The 22,564-nt window shown below is 47.6% G+C and carries 19 protein-coding genes; 4 read left to right on the top strand and 15 right to left on the bottom strand.

The window, feature by feature from the left end; translation table 11 throughout:
* Positions 1-5: 5 nt before the first annotated feature.
* From ACTQ53_RS11620 to ACTQ53_RS11635, 4 genes are read left to right on the top strand one after another with little or no spacing between them, the layout of a single operon-like run.
* Positions 6-1,364 carry a DUF6080 domain-containing protein gene (locus tag ACTQ53_RS11620; RefSeq protein WP_294969196.1) on the top strand — a complete coding sequence of 453 codons (1,359 nt, stop codon included), beginning with the start codon at positions 6-8 and terminating at the stop codon, positions 1,362-1,364.
* 52 nt (positions 1,365-1,416) lie between these two features.
* Positions 1,417-2,136 (top strand): IspD/TarI family cytidylyltransferase, encoded by a 720-nt coding sequence (locus ACTQ53_RS11625; RefSeq protein WP_441933101.1) that lies wholly within the window; start codon positions 1,417-1,419, stop codon positions 2,134-2,136.
* Positions 2,137-2,152: 16 nt separating this feature from the next.
* Positions 2,153-3,241: an NAD-dependent epimerase/dehydratase family protein gene (locus ACTQ53_RS11630; RefSeq protein WP_441933102.1), complete on the top strand. Its 1,089-nt coding sequence runs from the start codon at positions 2,153-2,155 to the stop codon at positions 3,239-3,241.
* A 25-nt stretch (positions 3,242-3,266) separates the two neighbouring features.
* On the top strand, positions 3,267-4,184 hold the full coding sequence (locus tag ACTQ53_RS11635; protein ID WP_441933103.1) for a hypothetical protein: 918 nt from the start codon (positions 3,267-3,269) through the stop codon (positions 4,182-4,184).
* A 28-nt stretch (positions 4,185-4,212) separates the two neighbouring features.
* On the opposite strand, the gene ACTQ53_RS11640 is transcribed toward ACTQ53_RS11635, so the two are convergent.
* The 15 genes from ACTQ53_RS11640 to ACTQ53_RS11710 form a co-directional block, all read right to left on the bottom strand.
* Positions 4,213-5,034, bottom strand: coding sequence for a LicD family protein (locus ACTQ53_RS11640; protein ID WP_441933104.1), 822 nt, complete (start codon positions 5,032-5,034; stop codon positions 4,213-4,215).
* A gap of 6 nt (positions 5,035-5,040) precedes the next feature.
* A complete protein-coding gene (locus ACTQ53_RS11645) occupies positions 5,041-6,477 on the bottom strand; it encodes a lipopolysaccharide biosynthesis protein (RefSeq protein WP_294969184.1) in 1,437 nt (478 codons plus the stop codon).
* 439 nt (positions 6,478-6,916) lie between these two features.
* On the bottom strand, positions 6,917-7,693 hold the full coding sequence (locus ACTQ53_RS11650; RefSeq protein WP_264951227.1) for a glycosyltransferase family 2 protein: 777 nt from the start codon (positions 7,691-7,693) through the stop codon (positions 6,917-6,919).
* Positions 7,690-8,964, bottom strand: a complete 1,275-nt coding sequence (locus ACTQ53_RS11655) for a glycosyltransferase family 4 protein (RefSeq protein WP_441933105.1) — start codon at positions 8,962-8,964, stop codon at positions 7,690-7,692. Before ACTQ53_RS11655 ends, ACTQ53_RS11650 begins: the two co-directional genes overlap by 4 nt.
* 793 nt (positions 8,965-9,757) lie before the next feature.
* Entirely contained in the window at positions 9,758-10,237 is a 480-nt protein-coding gene (gene ispF, locus ACTQ53_RS11660) for a 2-C-methyl-D-erythritol 2,4-cyclodiphosphate synthase (RefSeq protein ID WP_217760548.1), read from the bottom strand.
* A gap of 30 nt (positions 10,238-10,267) precedes the next feature.
* Positions 10,268-11,467 (bottom strand): type IX secretion system outer membrane channel protein PorV, encoded by a 1,200-nt coding sequence (porV, locus tag ACTQ53_RS11665; protein WP_294969178.1) that lies wholly within the window; start codon positions 11,465-11,467, stop codon positions 10,268-10,270.
* 23 nt (positions 11,468-11,490) lie between these two features.
* Positions 11,491-15,075 (bottom strand): type IX secretion system sortase PorU, encoded by a 3,585-nt coding sequence (gene porU / locus ACTQ53_RS11670; RefSeq protein ID WP_441933106.1) that lies wholly within the window; start codon positions 15,073-15,075, stop codon positions 11,491-11,493.
* A 35-nt stretch (positions 15,076-15,110) separates the two neighbouring features.
* Positions 15,111-15,728, bottom strand: coding sequence for a fumarylacetoacetate hydrolase family protein (locus ACTQ53_RS11675; protein ID WP_441933107.1), 618 nt, complete (start codon positions 15,726-15,728; stop codon positions 15,111-15,113).
* 121 nt (positions 15,729-15,849) lie between these two features.
* A complete protein-coding gene (gene tsf, locus ACTQ53_RS11680; RefSeq protein WP_441933108.1) occupies positions 15,850-16,845 on the bottom strand; it encodes a translation elongation factor Ts in 996 nt (331 codons plus the stop codon).
* A gap of 107 nt (positions 16,846-16,952) precedes the next feature.
* Positions 16,953-17,723 carry a 30S ribosomal protein S2 gene (gene rpsB, locus ACTQ53_RS11685; RefSeq protein WP_153125662.1) on the bottom strand — a complete coding sequence of 257 codons (771 nt, stop codon included), beginning with the start codon at positions 17,721-17,723 and terminating at the stop codon, positions 16,953-16,955.
* Positions 17,724-17,948: 225 nt separating this feature from the next.
* Positions 17,949-18,335, bottom strand: coding sequence for a 30S ribosomal protein S9 (rpsI, locus tag ACTQ53_RS11690; protein WP_006848006.1), 387 nt, complete (start codon positions 18,333-18,335; stop codon positions 17,949-17,951).
* 10 nt (positions 18,336-18,345) lie between these two features.
* The gene (gene rplM, locus ACTQ53_RS11695; RefSeq protein ID WP_153125664.1) at positions 18,346-18,807 is read right to left on the bottom strand and encodes a 50S ribosomal protein L13; all 462 of its coding nucleotides are present in this window, start codon (positions 18,805-18,807) and stop codon (positions 18,346-18,348) included.
* A 330-nt stretch (positions 18,808-19,137) separates the two neighbouring features.
* The gene (locus ACTQ53_RS11700) at positions 19,138-21,327 is read right to left on the bottom strand and encodes a glutamine synthetase III (RefSeq protein WP_294969164.1); all 2,190 of its coding nucleotides are present in this window, start codon (positions 21,325-21,327) and stop codon (positions 19,138-19,140) included.
* A 168-nt stretch (positions 21,328-21,495) separates the two neighbouring features.
* Positions 21,496-22,296 carry a hypothetical protein gene (locus tag ACTQ53_RS11705; RefSeq protein WP_295347011.1) on the bottom strand — a complete coding sequence of 267 codons (801 nt, stop codon included), beginning with the start codon at positions 22,294-22,296 and terminating at the stop codon, positions 21,496-21,498.
* A 54-nt stretch (positions 22,297-22,350) separates the two neighbouring features.
* Positions 22,351-22,564, bottom strand: a 214-nt coding sequence (locus ACTQ53_RS11710; RefSeq protein ID WP_441933109.1) for a hypothetical protein, incomplete at its 5' end; no start/stop codon positions are given.

Genomic DNA, 22,564 nt, shown 5'->3' on the forward strand with positions numbered 1-22,564 from the left:
GAAGAATGAAGAATATTTTTAAAATCAAGAAAGAAGAAAGGATACCGGCCCTCGTGGCTTTACTGGTATTCGTACTGCTCAACGGGTTGTTCTTCTACAAATACGGCAACCTTTTCCTCAGAGCGCACCACGTCAGCTTCTGGCAGTTGTTCGCCAAGACCTTCCATGTATCCGGCTTTGATGCATGGTCGTACATCTTTATGTCGAATGGCAAACTCTATTTCGAGATTCCGCGCCATCCGCTCTTTGCTGTCATCCTTTATCCCTTCTATCTCATCAACAAGGAACTGATATCTTCGGGCGATACCAACTATGCGATGATATTCATGGCTATCCTGCTCATTGCAAGCGCCTTCTATTCCTTCATCTTCGTATATCGCATCTTCCGGGAAATCATAGAACTGAAGAAGAAAGACTGCATTCTTTTCTCCACCATGCTCTATTCCTTCGGTATGGTGATGGTTTCCATGCTGGTACCCGACCACTTCTGCTGGTCGCTCCTCATGCTGACCATGACGCTGTATCTGGCAGGCATGGCGATGAAGGAAAGACGCCAACTGTCTGCCTGGACCATCGGCATCCTCAGTTTCCTGACCGGAGGAGTCACCCTCAGCAACATTGCCAAGACCTATCTGGCAGCCTGGTTTACCAACGGCAGGAAGGTCTTCGCCCCTAAGAATCTCGTGGCTATGATTCTGCCAGCCATCCTGCTGGTAACTACTGCCTATCTTATCTATACAGAGGTAAGGGAACCTCAGTTTCATGTAGATAAGCAGATTGAGGTAAAGACACATGCCAAGGATCCGGAACAGCAGCGAAAGGATTCCATCCATCATGCATGGGTTCTGGCTCATACAGGAGAACCGATGAAGAAGGAAGGATTCTGGAAATGGACCGATACGTCAACTTCCAGGACAGATGCCCTGATTCACAACATGATGGGAGAATCCATCCAGCTCCACGACTCTTATCTCCTGGACGATATGTGCGTAAACCGACCTACCATCGTGAAGTATAACTACACATTCAATTATGTCATCGAAGCCATCATCTCGCTGCTGTTCCTCATCAGCATCGTGGTTGGCATCCGACATAAGTTCTTCCTCATGGTACTGAGTTGGCTGGGATTAGACATCGTCATCCACTTCGTGATGGGATTCGGACTAAACGAGATGTATATCATGGCTTGCCACTGGATATTCATCATTCCTATTGCCATAGCCTATCTGATGAAGTCACTCACACCGGGCAAACAGATTATCCTGAGATATTTCTGCTGGTTACTCACCCTGTATCTCTGGGCATGGAATGGCTACTGGCTGATCACTTACATGTCAGACCAGGCAACCCAGATCATGAAATAAGCGGCTCTAAAAAGCCACATTCTTTATAATAACTCTCTAAAAAAGGAATCTTATGAACATAGCAGTCATCTTTGCAGGAGGCTCAGGCCTCAGAATGCACACCAAGTCAAGACCTAAGCAGTTCCTGGAACTGAACGGCAAACCTATCATCATCTATACTTTGGAATTGTTTGACAATCATCCGGAGATAGACGGAATCGTCATAGCCTGCATCGAATCATGGATTCCTTTCCTGGAGAAGATGATACGCAAGTTCGAAATCAGCAAGGTAGTGAAGATTGTTCCTGGCGGCAACAGCGGACAGGACTCCATCTATCACGGACTCTGTGCTGCCGAGGAGTTTGCCGACGGCAAGGATGCCAACGTGCTCATTCATGACGGCGTACGCCCACTCATCACCGAGGAAACCATTACAGACAATATCCGAAAGGTGGAAGAATGCGGCTCCTGCATCACCTGTATACCAGCCACAGAGACTTTCATCGTAAAACAGGAAGACAACTCGCTGGAAATTCCGGAACGAGACAATTCTCTGATTGCCAGAGCACCACAGAGTTTCCGACTGAAAGATATCCTCTCTTCACACCGCAAGGCGATTGAAGAAGGCAGGCACAACTTTATTGATTCCTGTACGATGATGAGCCATTACGGCTATAAACTCGGTACCATCATCGGTCCGATGGAGAACATTAAGATTACAACGCCAACCGATTTCTTCGTGTTCCGTGCCATGGTAACAGTACATGAGAACCAGCAGATTTTCGGTTTCTGATAAAGATAGAGAAGAAATGAAACATAACGAAATAGAACTGGAAGACTGGAAAGACTTTGCCAAAAGCTTTCCGCTTTACGAACAACTGAGAAACAAGACCATCGGCATTACGGGAGCTACGGGCTTGCTGGGCTCCTGCATGGTTCATTGTCTGGAAGAACTCGACAGGCTGCACGGACTAAACCTGACCATCGTCTGCTTCGTAAGAAACGAAGAAAAGGCGCAGCAGGTACTGGGTCATCCTCAGGATGATGCCCATTCAGGAGAAGCTCTGAGCAAGAACATCATTATCCTGAAGCATGATTTCAGCAAGACAGAGGAGATGCCGCAGGAGATTCACATCGATTATCTGGTGCATTTTGCCAGTCCTACGGCTTCACAATACTTTGTCAGCAAACCAGTAGAAACCATGATGACCGATTTCGACGGCACGGCCCAGCTCCTGCGTTTCGCCCTCCGCCAGAACACCGCCTCTATCGTCAATGTTTCATCCCTGGAGGTATATGGAAGCATCTATGATGATTCCCATCCGCTCAGCGAGGAAGAGCAGGGATACATCCATCTTTCAGATACCCGCAGCAGCTATCCCGTAGCCAAGAGAGCAGCCGAATGTCTATGCCATGCCTATGCCCGCGAATATGGGGTGCACGTCAAGACAGCCCGCCTCGCCCAGACCTTCGGAGCAGGCGTTACGGCAGATGACAACCGCGTCTTCGCACAGTTTGCCCGCAACATCATTGCCGGAGAAGACATCGTTCTCCATACCACCGGTGAACTGAGCCGCTGCTATTGCTATACGATTGATGCTATCGAGGCGATCCTTTTCATCCTGCTGAAGGGTGAAGACGGTGAGGCCTACAATGTTGCCAACGAGTCAACCTACATTTCCATCATCGATATGGCGAAGTTCCTCTGCAAGACTTTCAATCCCGACATACAGCCGGTCATCCAGCTGAAGGAAGGCATGGGCTATTCTCCGATGACCCGGCTCCGTCTGTCCTGCAGCAAGGTGCATCAACTCGGCTGGACGCCAAGATACGACATGGAAACCATGTTCCAGCGTCTCATCAATTCCCTGAAAGCATCAGCAGCAACTTCTCATTAAAACATCAAAAGCATCCATCAGAATCATGACATCCATTCTAAAGAGAATATACAAGAGTACATTGGGAATATACGAACGCAAGAACCTGTCGTCCTGGAGCCATACTCCTGCCTGTTCTACTCCCATCTACGGCATCTACCATATCTTCTGCGACGCCAACTGGAAAGAAATGGTAAGGGAACAGATGCAGCATCTTGCCGACAGCGGACTGCTCGAGGCAAGCAACCGCCTCTATATCAGCTGCATCGCCAGAAACGACGAAGACATCATGGAATTGGAAGATATCCTGGGACAATACTCTAAAGATAAGATAGAATTTGTTTCCAAGACCACCAATCCGCAGCGATTCGAGTTTCCGGCACTCGACTATATGTATGAGAAATCGCAGCACGAAGACTTCCTCTTCTACTATTTCCATACCAAGGGAATCACCTATCAGACTACCCTGCATCAGGAAGACAGGGAATTCAGGGGGTTCGTGGATAAGATTGTGGCATGGAGAAGAATGATGGAATATTTCCTGATGAACCAGTGGAAAGTGGCTGTCAACACCCTGGAAGCGGGATATGATACCTACGGAAGCTATCTCTTCCCCCCTTTCAAGAACAAGATGTATGCCGGCAACTTCTGGTGGGCAAAGGCTTCTTATTTCAGAACGCTCCCTGCCCTAGACGAAGATACCAAGCTGCACAACCGTTTCATGGCTGAGGAATGGTTGCTGAGTCTGCCGGGAGTAAAGGCTTTCTCAGCTTTCGATACGGTGGCAGACCTGTATTTTGTCAGGATTCCGCCAACCATCTATAAGGTGGGCAGACATTCCCTTTGGGATTCCCTCAAATACTGCACCATCTATACCTATAGAAAATATCAGCGCAAATGGTTCGGTTACAGCTATAAGCAGCACTGCCAACAAAAATTCCAGCAACTCAAGCAATCGCTTTAGTTGCTGGAATTTTCCATTTATAACTGGTTCATGATTTGAACTCCAACTTGCCGACATGCAGATTAACCTTGTCCAGATCCGGCAACTGCATATAGTTGCCATATTGATCTGTCAGCACCTTGTCGTAGTTTCCCGGTACAGGCAGCTGATGCCCCTCAAACTCCAGGGTGGTCAGCGGGAAGATGTCTTCCAGATGGCGCTCTACGACAAAAGGCACGCCGAAAGCATCCAGATAGGCGCCACCGGTCAGTTTGGCGATGCCCCTCATCACCGGATAAATCAGCCGTTCATTCAGATGCACCCAGCGCATCACCTTGCCGATAATCACCTCATTCTTCAGATCCTTCCGCTTCAATATCTTGTAGGTGTGCCCGATGGTCTGCATCGATAGCCGCTGCAGCCATTTGGGATGCTTGTCGATAGGAAAGATATCTATATAGATGCCACGCTCCTTGAAAATCCTGTCATAGCCATTGTTCTCATCCAGCACAGAACGGCGGTCTCTCAGCTTGGCATACTGGAAGAAATAGTTTTCGTCCGTCTGCCTGCATTGCAGCGCCATCGTTTCATCCAGTTCGCGTGGCAGAATCTCAATCATCTTCAGATAATCCTCCCGAAGCATCTGCACATCCATATCATCATCCCAGGGAATAAAACCCTGATGGCGGGCTGCACCAATCAGTGTGCCGCCTATCAGCCAGTAACGGATGTGATGGCGCTTGCAGATGGCATCAAAAGCCAGCAGCAGCTCTACCATCCTTTGCTGATGCTTCCACAGCTGGGAACCTTCGGGATTGAACCGGGCTCTCAACTCCTCATTACTATATTGTCTTGTCTGATTTTCCATCATATTCATCTATTTTTTCTTTAATACAAAACGGATACACTCATCCAATATGGCAACCCGAGCCACTTTCATGACCACGAAATATAATACGGCTGCCATCACAACCCTAGCCAGAAGCAGACATGCCAGATTGGTAATGCTCATCGTTGCCAGATAGGTGAGGATCATCACGCCCAGAGCCGCCAGCAGGAACGGACAGGTATCTTTCAGAAAGTCCAGCGGACGGTAACTGATATAGCGGTAAGCCAGCGCATACCATACAAACATCCAGCCGATGGTCAATGCCACATAGACCGATACCATCAGATGGATGCCATAAGGCCAGAGAAACAGCATCAGCACGATCTGGGTAACGCTCAGCGATACCGTACACCAGAAATAGGCACCGGATTTTCCCTTGCTGATCACCACATTGGAAAACAGCGTATAGAGTGGCATCACAGAACCGCCCACGCACAACATACGCAGCAGTTCTGCACTCGACTGCCATTTCTCGGTCAGCGTGATGATGATGAACTCATTGGAAACGAGTCCCAGTCCGAACAGCAGAGGGAAAGAAAGGAAGCAGATAAACCTGACCATCTTTCTGAAAGCCATCAGCTGGCGCTCCCTGTCGTCAGAGAGATTCACCAAGGTAGGCTGAATCACCGGATTCAGCATTCCCTGCAGCAGGAGATAACACTTCGAGTTCCACTGATAAGCCTGGTTGTAGCTACCCGTAATGGCATTGGTATAGAAACGGCCCAGCAGGATATTCATCACATTGTCGTTGATTTTGGTGGCGATGGTTGTGGCTGCTATCTTGAAACTGAACGGAAACATTGTCTTCACGGGCGTGAAATCTATCTTCAGCGAAGGTCGCCAGGTGGAATAATGCCATACCAGCAGGGTATTTAACCCCACATAAACCACTCCCTGGGCAGCCAATGACCAATAGGCAAAGCCATTCCATGCCATCAGAACGCCCACGCTACTCGACAGCAGCACTGCCGTGATACTCGCCTTTGCCTGCTGCTTCACCATCATATTCTTGAAGAGAAATGCCGCCTGAGCCGTACCCAGGCTGGAAAAGAGAATGTTGATGAAAGCCAGTCTGCACAATGCAACCAGCCGTTCATCATGATAGAAATCGGCTATGAAAGGGGCACAGAAGAAAAGGATAGCATAAAGAGAACCACCCACAAGGATGTTAAACCAGAATACGGAGTTGTAATCATTGGCTGTAGGATTCTTCAGATTGCCGATGGCTGAAGCGAATCCACTGTTCTGAAGAGCAATCGCTATGAGCGGGAACACATTGATCATCGCCATCATTCCATAGTCTTCCTTCGACAACAGTCTGCCCAGGATGATGCCGAATACCAGTCCGATAACCTGCATCGCCCCATTGTTCATGGCTCCCCAGAAGAGCCCCTTCGCTGTTTTTTCCTTTAATGTTTCTGCCATTGATTTCTTAAATTTGCTGCAAAGATACAATAAAAACTGCAAACAGGCATGCATTTTCATAAAAAAAGAAAGCGCTAGTCATCACGACTGGCGCTTTCTTTCTTAAAATATGTAATCAAGTAATTTCTCACCTGATATATTTTAAATACCTGTTGAACCATAAATAAACCGAATTATACGGCTAAAATACCAAATTAAATATCAATTCTAGATAACACTAAACTTAAATTTCTTATGAAAAAATATCTTGAGTGTAAATGACATGTTTACGTGCCACCACACTGATCTGTCTTTATTTCGATTGCAAAGATAGTGGATTTTTGAATACGCAGGGTATAATAATTGTTTTTTAGGGTGTAAATTCTATTTTTATAGTGTAAATAAAACAACCTCAAATACTTCTTTTCTATTTTTTACCCCTATTCAAATTCCTTCTTTTTTATCGTTTCAGTACACCTCTTACCGCAAACCAGGCATGGACACAGAGGGTTGTAAGTAGACCATAATGGGTTTTCATCACCTGGAAACGCTCCTTCAGCGATGCCTTGTGATACTGACTGGTCATTCCGCCATCCAGGAAATTCGTCAGCACCGTATGCACATTGCGCAGCGGTAATCCTCTGCGAGCCGACTCCTTCATGATTCTGATGCACCAGTCTACATCTGCCGAATAACGGTAATGCAGGTCGTAATGAATCTGCTTGGCGATATCAGTACGGGCATAGAAAGACTGATGGCACACCAGCATGCCCCATTTAAAGGAACGCCAGGTCAGCTTCTTCGGTGGAGTCAACCGGCGATGACGCAGGAATCGTCCTTCCATATTCACGATATCCGTATCGCCGTAGAGCACGCCCGGCAGGTCTTCACCTTCACCCACACATCCTTCTACCAGCTCCAGGGTATCATCCGACGGGAACACATCTCCGGCATTCATAAACACCAGGTAATCGCCTGTTGCCCGGTCGATACTCTTGTTCATCGCATCATAGAGTCCCTTGTCGGGTTCTGAAACCACCACTATCTGATGAGCATTCTCACCTGCTTCGGTCTTGTGCTCATAGGTCTTCACCATTGAGAGGGTCTTGTCCTTCGAACCGCCATCCATGATGATGTGTTCTATATTGCAATACGTCTGGCGCTGGATACTGTCCAGTGTACGCTGCAATACGGATGCCGCATTGTAGGTACAGGTAACAACTGTGAATTTGATCATATACGATAGTGTTTGAAAGCCATCGCCTGGTTATATACCTCAATATATTGCAAAGCAACAGCATGTTGTGAATAATTGTGCATCACCTTCTGGAGGCATGCGGTCTTGATATTCTCCTGGTCTGCCTCGAAGAGTACCCAGTGGATGCCGGCAGCCAGATCCTTGGCATCCCGGTAGTTGGCTACATAGCCATTCCTGCGGTGGTCTATCATCTCCGGAATGCCTCCCACCTTGAATCCTACGCTAGGCACTCCACATGCCATGGCTTCCATGATGGTATTCGGAAGATTCTCCGACAGGGAAGGCAGGACGAATACGTCTGCCGCATTATAAATGTCAACAATGCGCTTATCCTCGCTTACATAGCCCAGGGATATGGTCGGGAAAGGCAGTTTGCCTTCGAAATCCTCACCATGACCGCCAAGGATTGCCACGCAGGTATTGTCCCGCATCTCCGGATAGGTTTCGCTCATCAGCTGGCAGGCTTCTATCAGATAATCCATTCCCTTGTAAGGATTGGTCGCCTTTTGGGCAATGAACAATATGATGTGCTTGTCCGCTGGCAGATGAGTTCGCAGGCGTGCCTCCTTCTTGTCTTCCGGACGATAGAGATGCGTATCTATAGGATTCGGGATGGTTTCTATCCGCTGACCGGCAAGAAGTCCGCTGAGCTTTGCCTCGGAAGCCAGCCAGCGGCTGCAGGTTACGAACGAAATGCTTCCAGCGCTGTACAATTTCTGTTTTTTCTTCCAGATACGGGCCGATAAGTCGTTCTTGCCTCCTCCCTGAGGCAGATACTTGCAGTTGCCGCATCCGTTATTATAGTGATGACATCCCAGGGTGAGGTGGCAGATGGAAGAAGCAGGCCAGATGTCGTGCATGGTCCAGACTACCGGCTTGCCGCTATTCAAGATTTTCCTGATACCTTTCAGCGACAGCATTCCCTGATTCACCCAATGCAGATGAATCACGTCAGCCTCCTTGAATTCGGGCAGGGAAGTGATATCGTTTCCGGCATTGGCTATATCTAGGGCAAAGAGATTCTTTTTGGAAAAATGCAAATGCCAGAAAATGCACCAGCGCTCCCAAAGGAAACTCCACTGTGACTTGAGCGAACGGGGCAGTCCCACAACCGTAATATCCTCGCTCACCTTATCGCGCACCAACATCTTGGCCTTAACACCATTGTTGTTAAGGGCGTCCATCAGGCGATTGGCTGCAACAGCAGCTCCTCCCGCCTTCTCACTTGTATTTACTATGAGTACTCGCATTGCTAATTTATTTTACGATTGCAAAGGTAAGGAAAAAAATGTGCAAACAAAAGAAAAACAAGAAAAAACTCATGCAGATTGCGCAAATTACGCTGTTCCATACCTTTTTGACCCCTTGAACATGAGCACGGAAAACTATCCCCCAACCTACTTTCTCAAGCGGGTTGGGGAGTTTTGTTTCAGTATAGACAGATGACCGCACAACGGCCGAGCTACGGCTGCACAACACGTGGTGGACATGTGCACAACAGCTGATATGCGAGCGCACAACAGCTGTTGTGCGGCCAAGATACCTATATCTTACGGAAATATATCCTTATTCTTCCGACGACTTATAGTACTCTTTTAAGAGAGCTGTCAGACAACCATATCACCAAAAAGCACTAGGAAATGCCCTGAGGGAATTGGGAAAGAAGAAAAAGATTGCAAGAAACGCAAACTAAACGATTTCAGAAAGAAGAAATAAAAACAGAGGAATACATAAAAAACATGCCACAACTCTCAACGAGCTGTGGCATGCAATATGTTTAACTTAAAAATTCTAATCAAAGATAGTCTCACGACCTTCATCAATTTTCTGTTAAACAATCTACCTTAAAACCTAATAACTAAAAACCTAAATCTATTACTACTAACCTAAACAATCTATTAACCTTTTGACGCTGCAAAGATACAATGATTTTTTCTATCCACCAAATGTTTTATCAAAAAAACACTCCTTTTATGAATATTTTTTGATTTACATCAATCGAATTGCAATAATTCAATAGTTCTTAACAGCTATTAAGTGTAATTATGCCCTTTGTATCAACACTGTAGCATAAGCCGAGATACCCTCCATTCTTCCCGTAAAGCCAAGCTTTTCGGTGGTAGTAGCCTTGATGGAAATCTGGTCTTCGTCTACTCCCATCACTTCAGCCAGGCACGCCTTCATGGCAGGGACATGCGGATTGAGCTTAGGCCGCTCAGCACAGACGGTAGCATCAATATTGCCCAGAGAATAGCCCTTGGTAGCAATCAGGTCCATCGTCTTGCGGAGCAATATCTTGGAATCCACATTGAGCGTCTCGGCAGCCGTATCCGGGAAGTGATAACCAATATCACGCATATTGGCAGCCCCCAGCAAAGCATCGCAAATGGCATGTATCAACACATCGGCATCACTATGACCCAGCAATCCCAGTTCATAATCTATCTTGATGCCACCCAGCCACAAGTCTCGGTCTGCCACCAGCTTGTGGACATCATATCCAAATCCTACACGAATATTCATCATTATAAATTATACATTATAAATTATACATTATCTCTTAAAGAGGTCCTTGAGACCGTCCATATCAAAGGAGAGGGTGAAGCGGAGCGTCTGGTCGAGCGGATTACTCTTGGCTGTAGCCACCACATAGGCAGCATCCAGGGAGAACACGTTCATCTTGAAACCAGCACCCACGGTGAAATACTTGCGGTTGCCCTTGCTCTGACTCTCGTGATGATAACCGGCACGCAACGCAAACTTATCATTGTAAACATATTCGGCACCCAAGCCATAGTTGATTTCCTCCATCTCTTCCTTGAAGCCGCCCGGCGCATCGCTGAAACTCTTGAAAATACCGCTGATGGCAGAAACATCATTATATTCCCTGAGCACACGATCCTTATATTCAGCCGCATCCTCACCCTCTTCCTGCTGTGGAACCGTAGGAACGAGGAACTTGTTGGCATCGGCAGCCAGGGTAATACGGTTGTACTCATCGATAGGAATCATCAGGGAAGCTCCCAGACGGAGATTGGCAGGCAGGAACTCGCTATACTCCTCACCGCTGAAAGTAATCTTGCTACCGATATTGGAAATATTCAAACCCACACCCAGCTGGCATTCACGCTGACCAATAACCACATAGTTCTGATAATAGGCGGCAATATCGGCAGCAAAGGCAGAAGCCGGAGAACTGTCCTCCTTGTAATCGAAACGCATATCAGAATAAATCCAGCGGATGGCTGCTGCAAGCGAAAACTTCTCACTGAGCATCAGAGAATAAGCCACATCGAATGACATTTCGTATGGATTGATGGTCATGGCATTCGGATTGGCATTCGGATTGACACCCGGATCTTCGGTATATACCTCGCCCATATTAAAATAGCGCAAGGAGGCAGAGACGGCACTATAATCGCCAATGCGGTAATAACCAGACAGATAGGCAAGGTTCATGTCATTGACCAATGAACGCAGCCAAGGGGTGAAGTTCAGGGAGATACCTGCACGCGAAATATTGAACGGATACTTTGCCGGGTTCCAATACTGGGAGTTGACATCCGGGTCGGTAGCCGCACCCACATCACCCAAACCGCCACCACGGGCATCAGGCGCAATGGTCTGCGATATGACAGCGTAATTGACAGGATTGAACAACTTTTCCTTTGTATCATCATCATCTGCCGCCTTCACTCCCAAGGACAGACAGGAGAGGACTCCTACTATGATTATTCTGAAAGTCTGATTCATATTATGTTTATTTTTTATATTATCTATTTGATTACTATCAGTTTTTGGGTTTTCGATGCATAACTGCTACCCCCGGCAGCAATCCTTACCCGATAGAGGTAGAGACCTGTAGACAAAGGTCGCCCGCCATCAACCGTCAAGTCCCATTTCACGGTATAGGTCCCAGAAGCAGGAACTCCATTTTCTGCATGCCGCCATATCTGACGACCGGAAGTATCATAGAGTTCTATCACCACATCCATATTGCTCTCTGCCCTATCATGAGAGATGATGAAGGTAGTAGAATTACGGGCAGGATTCTCCGTCACGCCCACCTGGAAGAGATTAGGCGTAAGTCCCTTCACCACGTTGAAGTTCAGCCGGACCGTAGAACTGTTGTTCTGGATATCCCATGCACGGAACATCAGCTGATGCTTGCCCGGCTCCAACTCCGGAATGCTGTAATAAGTGGAACCACTGGTATAGCTTCCGAAATCATACGTGAAATGATCGTTGAGCACATAGGTCTTCGACATATCTCCATCTATCACGAGCTGCAGGTCATGTCCGATACCGCTACCAGACACATTCACTCCGTCCTTATCCGTAATCTGTGCCACGAAATAAGGAGTGACATTCACCCTTCCGCCATCCGTGAAAGAAGGAGAATTGAGATAGCAATAGATGGAAGGACCGATGGAATCATTCTGCATCTCCTCACTGCCTCCCACCAGGAAACGGTCGGAAGCCCCCTGCACAGGCTGGTTCTTGCTGCCGTTGATGGCAAAGAGATTCACCAGACCCGCACTATCCGAATAATTAATATCCTTAGGAACAGCAAAGGAGAGGACAAACTGACCATTTCTTACACTATCAGAACCATTGAAGAGGGTTTTCTGACGGTCATAGAACCTGAAAGCCTCAGAAGCTCCATCATCAGAAGTATCGTTCAACTTACAGGTAATCTGATTTCTGGAATCGCGAACCGTAGCAGTCACCACACCCTGATAATCCTCTGCCCCTTCAATATGTCCGGCAATTCGGGCAATAGAACCTGCCTTCAGTTTCGCCACCGCATCTGTCTGTCGGCAATCCACCCCATTGATGGAGTCTACCACCACCTTCATCTGAGGCAGATTGAGCGAGAGGGCAGGATCTCCCAGCAGCGAAAACTGGAGATGATTCTCGGAATTATCCTTTTCTCCCTGGACCACAGCGCCCATCATGATGTCATTCTGAGCCAGACGATGTGCCTCGCCCAACGTTATCGGCTTGCCGTCTACCCTACTCAGTACCCTGCGCATGAAAGCACGGTTGATATACTTGTTTTCCAGGGCATAAACCGTACGGGTTGTACCATAGAAAGCCACAGCACCGCCGCCAGCATTGAGCACCGCCTCTTCGCCGATATTGGAAGTCACTCCGTCAAACGGCATAATATCGCAGCAGGCAGTAACCCACAGAGGCAGATTGGCATTGCGGAACTCCCTGAAATCAGCTATCTTCAGCACGCCCTCATGAGAGAGCTGCGTTTCGCTGGCATGTCCGGCATAATCCATGATTAATGCTCCAGCGGTCTGCTGCTGCTTGATAATCTTGGTAGCTTCGGGATAGGTATTTCCGGTAGAAGAGGTGACACGGTTATAAGCATCCCACATCACCTTCCTGACGAGATAGCCCGGATAGAGGGAAGAGATGAAATCAGCCACCTCGTTGGCATCCTTCATGTGGAGATTGTTGTTGCCGTCATCGCCCATGAACATCAGGGTGTTCTGCCAGCTTCCGGCATTCTCGTTATTGGCATAGTTGATGGTCTTGTCTACCATAATCCTAGCCTCGTCGACGGTGGTTACCGGGAATCTTCCCACACCCACATCCTGCAGTTCGGTTCTCGGATCCGTTCCCTTTCCTTCGCCCAGGATGCCCAGCCAGCTGTCGCTCACGAAGCAATGCACCTTGCAGAAAGACTCCTCGCTCTCATAGCAAAGCAGATAGTCGTCAGGATTCAGCGTCTTACAGCTTGCCGTCAGCATTCGGTTGTCCCAGACGCAATCGCCAAACATCAGCAGATACTTAGGCATATCCGCCTCGGTCTGAGCCTTGTCGTAGAGCATTCTCAGATAGCGGCGATAGGCATTGGCATCAGGGGTTCCGCTGGCAAACTCGTTATAGAGTTCATCAGCCGGCACTATCGTAACTCTCAACCCGTCATGGGTTTCATGAAATTCTTTCAGTCTTTTAGCTTGTTTCAGTAATTTCTGGGAGGTAGGGATGATGATGACCATATCAGCCGCCCCGTCAGCATGATGGTCCTGATTGGTGATGCCATAAACATACTGTGCTGCAGGCACCATGCCTGTGAATCCAGGGAAAGGGACAGGCTTCTCCCAAGTCATCGCCACATAGTCGAGATGCATCGGACCTCCCGTCTTCGGCAGCAGGGTGATGGTATCCTTTTCTGATAAATCCTTTAGTGGATAGGTGGCAAAGCTCTCTACTGCCATCTGGTAGGAAGCATCAGAGGTCACCGACTTCTGCAGGGTGATGGTTCCCAGATAAACGCCATTCTTCTGAACTTCTACCGAACCATTGACACCCATCGTAACCCCAACGGTCAACTTTCCGTTACTGCTTCCGGTCTGATTGACGATGGCTACCTGCTGTTTGCCTCCCAACGGTACTTCGGTAGGGTCGAAGAGATTCCTTCCTCCAGGGAACCAGCTGTATCCATCCTTCTCATAGAGCGAATGATAGTCTTCAGCCTGGGGAAAATAGGTAGATATAAAGGTGGCAGAATCCATCCGTGCAGGCTCTTCCCCAGTCTGGGTAATGAAATAATATCCGTAATCAGAATAAGGATTCCGGATGCGCTGGATAGAAGTCTTGTCCTCCCAGCTTACAGGTCCCTTGGCATAGAAATAGTGCTTGCCATCAACAATACATTGCGGCACTTCCTGCAAATCATCAAGCTTCTTCAGTTCACCGGCTATAAGCGCCTCATTCTGCAGATTTCCGCCATAGCCATAAATCTTCACCTTATTTATATTAGAGAATCCGGCTTGGCGCACCACGGCATCCGTCAATTGATGAATGCCCGATTGGCTCACTCTAATCTTAGCCCATGCTCCCGATGCCAGGACAGAATGGTCAGCATAGAGCGAAGCCGATTTGCCCGCAGCACGGCTTTTCATCAAGTTTTCCTTGCCGGCTTCCTGCTGTGCCCGCTTCAAGGGCTGCGCCTTGACATCGAGCATAAAGCTCACCAGCGCCTGATATCTGTTCTGCCTAAAGAGGAGCGGAGAAAGAGAAACCATCAGGACTCCCTTCTTGCGGCATTCCATCACCTTCTGGTTTACCACCACCTGACCAGGCAGAATGGCACCGGAAAGATGATTATAATGCGCAATATCATCAGCCGACATATCGATATATTCCGGATATTTCAGCTCTACGGTATAAATGGAATCCTGATAATCACCCTGCAAGGGATAGGAATAGATGAATTGCGGCAAGACAGAGTCTACCTTCACTTCATCCGAAGTGAGGTTAAAGAACTTCTGTGCCGAAACGGGCAATGCCATGAAGAGAAGGCACAACCCTATCCACCATATCCGAAAAGTCTTACTCATATTCATATATTCCTACCTAGAATTCTATCTTTTGATTATTTACACATAAAATCGAGCACCTTTCTGTCTTCCAGATAGCCCTCCAGATGGTCGTCAATCTTCACCGGACCGCAACCAGTAGGACAGCCCGTATAGAGCAGGTCGCCCGTCTTCAGCGTGAAGTACTGGCTGATGTAGGAGATAATCTCATCCACCTTGTAGAGCATATCGCAGGAACAGCCCTCCTGCACGTTCTCACCGTTGATGTTGAGATGGAAATGGATGGCCTGGATGTCACGGAACTTCTGGATGTCTACCCATTCTCCGATGGCAGCCGAACCGTCGAATCCCTTGGCAAGTTCCCATGGCTGTCCAGCCTCTCTCAGCTTCTTCTGCATCTCGCGGGCGGTAAAGTCGATGCCCACGGTCACCGCATCATAATAGCGGTGGGCGAAACGCTGCGGAATGGTCTTTCCCAACTTACAGATTCTCACCACCAATTCTGTCTCATATTCAATTCTTCCCAGATGGTCTGGAATGAAGAAAGGCTTGCCGTTGTTGAGCAGCGCCGAGTCTGCCTTGGTAAAGATAACAGGACGCTCTGGTTTAGATAACGTACCATGGAGCGATTTATTGTGTTCGGTATAGTTCATACCGATAGCAAATATCTTCATAACTCAAAAATATTTATAAAAAAGAAATGGGAGTTAGAAGCAAAGCAAAGCTTTAACTCCATAACTCCCGGATATTCTAATTTAACTATAAGTCAAATTAACAGTTGCTTCCGAATAATGATTACTCAGCAGCAAGAGTAAAACGCTGGTAAGCAACAATCTTGAGATCCTTGCTCTGAGAAGCGAGGTACTGAGCAACTGTCTGCTTGTCGCCATCACCGAACTGGAACTCCTGGTCAACGAGGCAGTTCTCCTTGAAGAACTTAGCCAGACGACCGTTAGCGATGTTCTGGATCATAGTTGGGTTCAAAGAAGCAGCCTTCTCCTCACCTACAGTCTTCTTGATGTTGCGAGCCTCTTCAGCCTGCTCAGGTGTCAACCAACCCTTCTTGGTGTTGCTCTCAATGTGATCCTCAGAGTCAACGTGAGCTGGGTTGATGCCAGCCTTCTTCAAAGCTGCGTTAACAGCCTTCTCTACGAGCTCTTCCTTAGTCTTGGCAACAGCAACTTCGAGCTCAGTCTTCTTAGTCTCCTCAGAAACAGAAGACTCGTCGAGAGCTACAGGGCGCATAGCAGCTACCTGCATAGCTACCTTGTGACCTGCCTCTACGTTGTTCTCGTTAAGCTGAACCATAGTACACAAAGTGTGCTTGTTCATGTGGTCGTAAACCTCGATGTTGTCACCCTCGAGAACGCAGTAGCCGTCGAGCTCCATCTTCTCACCGGTGATACCAGAACGCTGTGTAACAGCAGCCTGAGCATCAGACTCGCCAACCTTCAAAGCCTTCACCTCGTCGAGAGTATGAGCCTTTGCAGCGATAGCAGCGTCGAGGATGTCAGATGTCAACTTGATGAAGTCAGCACCGTTAGCAACGAAGTCTGTCTCACACTTGAGAGCGATGATAGCAGCGAAATCGTTAACCTTCTTAACGAGAACGCAACCGTTAGAAGTCTCACGGTCAGAACGCTTAGCAGCGATAGCGAGACCACGCTCACGGAGCAACTCCTTTGCCTTATCGAAATCACCTTCAGCCTCTGTGAGTGCCTTCTTAACGTCAGCAAGACCAGCACCAGTCATAGCGCGAAGTTTCTTGATATCTTCAATTGAAACAGCCATAATATTTTTTAATATTAAAAGTTAATAATAATCTTTGCTTTAAAAGTACTAAAGCCATCGAATCATAAAACAGAATCAATGGCTCCAGTATATTTTTGTTTGCCTAATTACTCAGCCTCGTCCTTGCGAGCAGCCTTCTTCTTAGGCTGATCCTTCTGCTCAGCAGCAGCCTTGTCGTCAGCCTTCTCAGCCTTACGCTCCTCGATACCCTCAGCGATAGCACCGCAAACAGCAGTGAGGATAGCCTCTACTGAGTCCTTAGCGTCATCATTAGCTGGGATAACGTAGTCGATATTCTTAGGATCTGAGTTTGTATCAACGATACCGAAAACTGGAATACCAAGACGGTTAGCCTCCTTAACAGCGATGTGCTCCTTCATTACGTCGATAACGAAGAGTGCGCTAGGGAGACGGCTCAAGTCAGCGATAGAACCGAGGTTCTTCTCCAACTTAGCGCGCTGGCGGCTGATCTGCAGCAACTCACGCTTAGAGAGGTTAGAGAATGTACCATCGTTCATCAACTTGTCTATGTTTGTCATTTTCTTAACTGCCTTACGGATTGTAGGGAAGTTGGTAAGCATACCACCAGCCCAACGCTCGTTAACGTATGGCATATTTACAGAAGCTGCCTTCTCGGCAACTACATCCTTAGCTTGTTTTTTAGTAGCGACAAACAGGATTTTCTTACCTGTCTTGGCGATTTCCTTGAGGGCCTCAGCAGCCTCGTCAACCTTAGCAACAGTCTTGTTGAGGTCAATAATATGAATACCGTTACGCTCCATGAAGATGTAAGGAGCCATTGCTGGGTTCCACTTGCGACGGAGGTGTCCGAAGTGGCAACCTGCCTGAAGTAACTGGTCAAAATTTGTTCTTGACATTGTCTTTTCTTTTTAAATTGTGTTTACTTTCTTTTGAATTCACTAACGTGCATTTTTTCTCTGCTCGGCATAACTCATGCAAGCATGGCTCTGCTCTCGCTTATCGAAAAAAATCTACTAGAATCAGTCGATGAGTAGTCCCCGATTAATGGAATCTCACCGATTTAGATACTAAACTTTTTAGCTCAGCTATAATAATCTGAATATATAATAATATGTATAAGATTAACGCTTGCTGAACTGGAAGCGACGACGAGCCTTTGGCTGACCTGGCTTCTTACGCTCTACAGCACGTGAGTCACGTGTCATGAAGCCTGCATCCTTCAATGCCTTCTTATCGTTAGCGTCGATCTTAACGAGAGCGCGAGCGATAGCGAGGCGGAGAGCCTGGCTCTGACCGGTGAAACCACCACCGTCGAGGTTTGCCTTAATATCATACTTACCCTCAGCTTCGAGCAACTGCAATGGCTGCTTTACTACATAGCGAAGGATTGCTGATGGGAAATATGTTTCAATATCTTTCTTGTTGATTGTGATCTTACCTGTACCCTCTGTGAGGTATACGCGAGCTACAGCGCTCTTACGGCGACCAATTGCATTAATTACTTCCATTCTACCTTAATTATTTATACTGGTTAATATCAATTGCCTTTGGCTGCTGAGCCTCATGCTTGTGCTCTGTGCCATCGTAAATGAAGAGGTTGTCCATCAAAGAGCGACCGAGAGGGCCCTTTGGCAACATACCCTTAATTGCATGACGGAGGATCTTGTCCATTCCATCAGGACGCTTGCGCAACTCAGCTGGAGTATTGAAGCGCTGACCACCAGGGTAACCAGTGTAACGTGTGTAAACCTTATCAGTCTCCTTCTTGCCAGAGAATACAACCTTAGCTGCATTGATAATGATTACGTTGTCACCACAATCTACGTGTGGAGTGAAAGTTGGCTTGTACTTACCGCGAAGCAACTTAGCAACCTTTGAGCAAAGGCGACCTACTACCTGGTCTGTTGCGTCGATTACAACCCACTCTTTCTTAGCTGTCTCCTTATTAACAGAGATAGTCTTGAAACTTAATGTGTCCATTTTAAAATTTAAATTTACTACTAAAAAACGTTTTTAATCTTTTCTTACTCACTTATGTTTCGGATAGGTGATTCACTAACCGCAAATCCCGGCCACAGGAAGTGCTATTAACACACCATACCCAGGGGACTCTAAGTGTATCCCCGAAATAATCGGACTGCAAAATTACACATTTTTATTTGATTATGTGTAGGTTACGAGTTTTAACCCTAAACTTTTATGAATATTTAACTTAGTTTGCGCTTTTCTGCTCAGGATAAGCAAAAAAAGAGTGCACTGTAACAAACAATGCACTCTTTTTTATTATCTTAATTCCTAATCCTGGAAATATTATCTGATGAACAGCAGCTCACGATACTTAGGCAATGTCCAAAGTTCATCGGCTACGAGAAGCTCGAGCTTGTCTATCTGATAACGGATTTCCTCCATCTTTGGAGCTACCGTGTCGTGATATGCTACTGCCTTCTCGCGCTCACTCTCTATCTTGTTGGCTACCTTGCGGGCATCTACCAATGCCTCTACACCACGCTCTATTGCCTCGGTGCGCTCGGCTATCTCACGGATAATCTTCACGTTGCGGGCTGTCAGTTTCTTGCCTTCCTCGCCACCGAAGATGTGAATCATGCCCTCTACATTCTTTGCCAGACGGCTCTGATAGTGGGTTGCCACTGGGATGATGTGGTTCATGCTCAGGTCGCCCATCACACGAGCCTCAATCTGAATCTTCTTGGTATAGGTCTCCCACTTCACCTCGTTGCGCGCCTTCAACTCGCTCTCGCTCATCACGTTGGTCTTGGCAAACATCTCGATGCTTTCCTTGTCCAGATAACGGTCGAAGACTACCGGGCAGGATGCCTCGCAGTCCAGACCTCGCTTCTGAGCCTCTTCCTTCCACTCATCTGAATAGCCGTTGCCGTCGAAGCGGATAGGCTTGCAGGTCTTGATATCCTCGCGTACAATATCTATAATAGCCGATGTCTGGTCCTCACCCTTTGCTATCAAGGCATCTACACGAGTCTTGAAGTCTTCAAGAGCCTCAGCTACGGCAGCATTCAATACGATGAGGGATGATGCACAGTTGGCCTCTGAACCTACAGCACGGAACTCGAAACGGTTACCGGTGAAGGCAAATGGAGAGGTACGGTTGCGGTCGGTATTATCAATCATCAGCTCTGGAATCTCAGGGATATCCAGCTCCATACCCTTCTTGCCAGCCAGAGCAAAGAGTTCTTCCTTGTCTGCCTTCTCGATATGGTCGAGCAGGTCGGTCAACTGCTTTCCGAGGAATGAAGAGATGATGGCTGGTGGTGCCTCGTTGGCTCCCAGACGATGCGCATTGGTTGCGCTCATGATGGATGCCTTCAAGAGTCCGTTGTGCTTGTAAACGCCCATCAGGGTCTCTACGATGAAGACTACGAAGCGGAGGTTGTCCTCCGGTGTCTTGCCTGCTGCATGGAGCAGCACGCCGGTATCGGTGCAGAGACTCCAGTTGTTGTGCTTGCCCGAACCATTCACACCGGCAAATGGCTTCTCGTGAAGGAGCACACGGAAACCGTGCTTGTGAGCCACACGCTTCATCAAGCTCATCAGGAGCATATTATGGTCTACGGCAAGATTGCATTCCTCATAGATTGGTGCCAGCTCAAACTGGTTTGGTGCCACCTCGTTATGACGGGTCTTGCAAGGGATGCCGAGTTCGAGCGCCTGTACTTCCAAATCCTTCATGAAAGCCTGCACACGCTCAGGGATGGTTCCGAAATAATGGTCGTCCATCTGCTGATTCTTTGCAGAGTCGTGTCCCATCAGGGTACGACCCGTGAGCATCAGGTCAGGACGAGCCGAGTAAAGGCTCTCGTCTACCAGGAAGTACTCCTGCTCCCAACCGAGATTGGTCTGCACCTTCTTCACCTGAGGGTAAAAATAGTGGCACACCTCGGTAGCCGCCTCACTCAGGGTATGGAGCGAGCGGAGCAATGGAGCCTTGTAGTCCAAAGCCTCACCGGTATAAGATATAAAGATGGTAGGGATACAGAGGGTATCGTCGATGATAAACACAGGCGATGTTGGATCCCATGCAGAATAGCCACGAGCCTCGAAGGTGTTGCGGATACCGCCGTTAGGGAATGAGCTGGCATCAGGTTCCTGCTGTACGAGCAGCTTGCCAGAGAATTCTTCTATCATACCCCCCTTTCCATCGTGCTCCACGAAGGCATCATGCTTCTCGGCAGTACCTTCTGTCAATGGCTGGAACCAGTGAGTATAATGTGTTACCCCGTTTTCCTCAGCCCAGAGCTTCATGCCGGCAGCCACGGCATCAGCGATGGAACGGTCCAGACGAGTACCATTATCAATCACATCGATGAGTTTCTCGTACACATCAGATGGCAGATACTTGTACATCTTCTGACGGTTGAATACATACTTGGCAAAGTACTCCGAAGGGCGCACCTTGGGAGCCTCTACCTCTACAGGTCTTTTCTTAAAGGCCTCGGCTACAACCTCAAATCTCAAATTAGCCATTCTTCTTTTATTATTTATAAGTTTGCGGGTGCAAAGTTACGAAAAAATGAGCAGATTGCTAGCGTTTGAGCGTATTTTTTATGCAAAATTCAAACTTTTCTTGTACATAGCCTGCAAAAGTTCACCGTTCCATGCACCTGCCAACTATTTTTCCCCATCTTGGCAACCTTAGAAGATTCTGCCTACAATCTGCAATTTGAGCACCGGATAGTACTTCCAGTCTTCGATAAACTTGGAGATGTCGTCAGCATCATCGCCCATCGTATCGTCCAACACCTTGTTGATTTCCACCTTCTCATCGTTCTGGTAAACCTTCAGGGTTCCCATAAACTGGCATCCCAGTTCCACACGTACACCTACGCGCTTCTTGGGAACCAGTCTGCCGAAGCCCAAACCCAGATAAGGACGGAAGGAATTGCAGCGGATGTCGCCATGGATATCGAAGTTATCGTCCAGCTTCACGTTATAATCAGCCAGTCCCACGCTGACCAGGTCAAGGATTTCCTGCTTGTAAGCTGGATACTGGTTGGCGAATCTCTCAATCTCGTCACTATGGCCGCTCAGTTTGGCGATTTTAGGATTGCCGAATGAGAAACCACCGGTAAGGAAGAACTTGCTGTTTCCTCCAAAAGGATAGAGATGTGCCTTGACGTTGAAGGTAGTACGAGCGATATCTACCTCGGTATTCACCGTAGCATCTGGGATTCTCACCGCCACTCCCTGCACGTTGAGCGATACATTCGAGTGCAAGTCAACATCGGCATTAGCCTTGATGCTTGGCATGAGACTGACTCCCGCCTCCAGCTCAAGATAATTGGTGAGAGGAGCAGCCACACCCACGTTGATACCCTCAGTACCAGCACCCACATTCAAACCAACATGGTTGAATATTGATCTCTGAAACTGTGCGAAACCACTTGTTACAAACACCAGGCTAAGAACAGCCATCAGAAAGATTCGTCTTTTCATACTCATCTAATTTTAAATTGTTATTATTTCAGTTCTCAATAAAGTCATGATTACTTATTGTTTGCAAAGATACGACTTTTTTCTGATACCACCAAAAATGCCCTGCAGAAATGTGTTAGTAACTTCTGTAACCGCAACCACTGTAACCACCTCTGGGTGCTGCCCCTCAAAAAGTAGACACAGAAAGGTGGAAAACTGATGGAAAATGATTACCTTTGCAAGCAGATAGAGTTGTGTGCCCTGTAGAGAGGGCGTAGCCCGAACGTAA

The sequence above is a fragment of the Prevotella sp. Sow4_E9_plate genome (genome assembly GCF_052116205.1).
Lineage (GTDB): Bacteria > Bacteroidota > Bacteroidia > Bacteroidales > Bacteroidaceae > Prevotella.